This is a genomic window from Staphylococcus microti (assembly GCF_000934465.1).
GTDB lineage: Bacteria > Bacillota > Bacilli > Staphylococcales > Staphylococcaceae > Staphylococcus > Staphylococcus microti.
Genome location: NZ_JXWY01000048.1, coordinates 1 through 1491 on the forward strand (window position 1 = coordinate 1; position 1491 = coordinate 1491).

Here is a 1491-nt window from a genome sequence, read left to right on the forward strand (position 1 = left end):
CTTCAACGGCACGTGTTGTTCCCGCACTACGAAAAGCAGAACGGAATGTTGTACCGCTTGTTGCCGTTGCGTATTCTTTGTTTTTCTCTAATTCTTCAGAAAGCGCAACTGCCGCATCGTAACGCGTTTCCGGCACTACTGTCTCTGCTGATGTAATCACAGGTGTATCCGATTGCCAGTTGATGCAGGTGATTCCGTCGACGTAACATCTTGTGATACGTCACTTTCAACTGCTGTCGTTGTTTCATTACTTACTGTTTTTGCAGTTTCTGTTGCAGGTTCAACATCTTGCGTAGATTCTGATTGTACTTCTGCCACTTTTTCAGTTTCTGTAGATACGTTTGCCACTTCTTCTGTTGCTGAATCATCTTCTACTGCTGTTTCTGCCTCAGTTGTTGCCGTCTCAGTTTCAGTACCTTCTGGTGTCACTTCTGTTTCCGATGCTGCTTCTGTCGTTTCAGTTGTCGGCACTTCTGTATTTTCTACCGCTAATTCTTCTGATTGTGTTTCAGCTGGATCTGTATTTGCTTCCCAGATTGACTTTCTGTTGTCGCTTCGCTTGTCGTATCTTCAGCTGCTTGTGCATCATTATTCACACCAAATAAGAGTGTTGCACCGATAAGCAGTGACGCTGTCCCAACTGTCATCTTCCTAATCGAATATTTGTTTAAACAATTAGATAAAAACCCATTTCTATTATCCATTAATTATTAAACCTCCTGTAATTTGAAATACAAATTAATTATATATTTTTTATTCAAAAAAATTCTATAATTGTTTTTGGACAAAGTAAACTTATATTATTATATTTTTATGAAATTTTATAAATATTTTATAAAAAACAAAAGTTTGATAGTTTTATGGGTGATAAGGAATATATATGTTTTTGATTACGGATATGTAAAATACAAATGTTGTGCCGTGTAATCGATGATAGTTATCATTTCTTATCAAAGCTAAGAAAAAGTGAAATTGAAGAAAGACTTTAGCTATTATTAATGGTAATGAAGACTCTCGCTTGATTTCATGAATAATTTTTCTGTGATTAACTTATCTTCTAATAGTTGTGCCCTTAAACCAACATAAAGAACATGCAAGAACTCAATCATATGTGGTTTCACTCTAAAATGATTGATTGTTCTGTATGAAAGTGTTTAACGTGCAATCCACATCATTCGACAACTATTTTCAAGTAGAAACTCAATTCTTCTTCCTGAAAAAAACAGAGTGTGCATAGCTATATAAAATTATTTTTAACATCATTTTAGGGTGGTAGGACGACGAACCTCTATGATTGTAATATTGATTGAAAGTTTCTTGGTAAATAGACCCAACGAGCTTATTGATAATAGATGCGATATCATTTTCTAGGAAAAATTTCAGTTTCTATTGGTAGTGTGAATTAATATATTATATTTTTTATATATTAAAATTGCCCTTTTTTTATTTTTGTGTCTATTAACAATTATAAAAGAAGTTTTATATATAACA

2 protein-coding genes are annotated in these 1491 nt (G+C 33.5%); both read right to left on the bottom strand.

Annotation, left to right across the window (positions count from 1 at the left end):
- Positions 1–156: 156 nt before the first annotated feature.
- A complete protein-coding gene (locus tag TP70_RS08040) occupies positions 157–471 on the bottom strand; it encodes a hypothetical protein (protein WP_044360857.1) in 315 nt (104 codons plus the stop codon).
- A gap of 17 nt (positions 472–488) precedes the next feature.
- On the bottom strand, positions 489–704 hold the full coding sequence (locus TP70_RS08045) for a YSIRK-type signal peptide-containing protein (protein ID WP_044360858.1): 216 nt from the start codon (positions 702–704) through the stop codon (positions 489–491).
- Positions 705–1491: the final 787 nt, after the last annotated feature.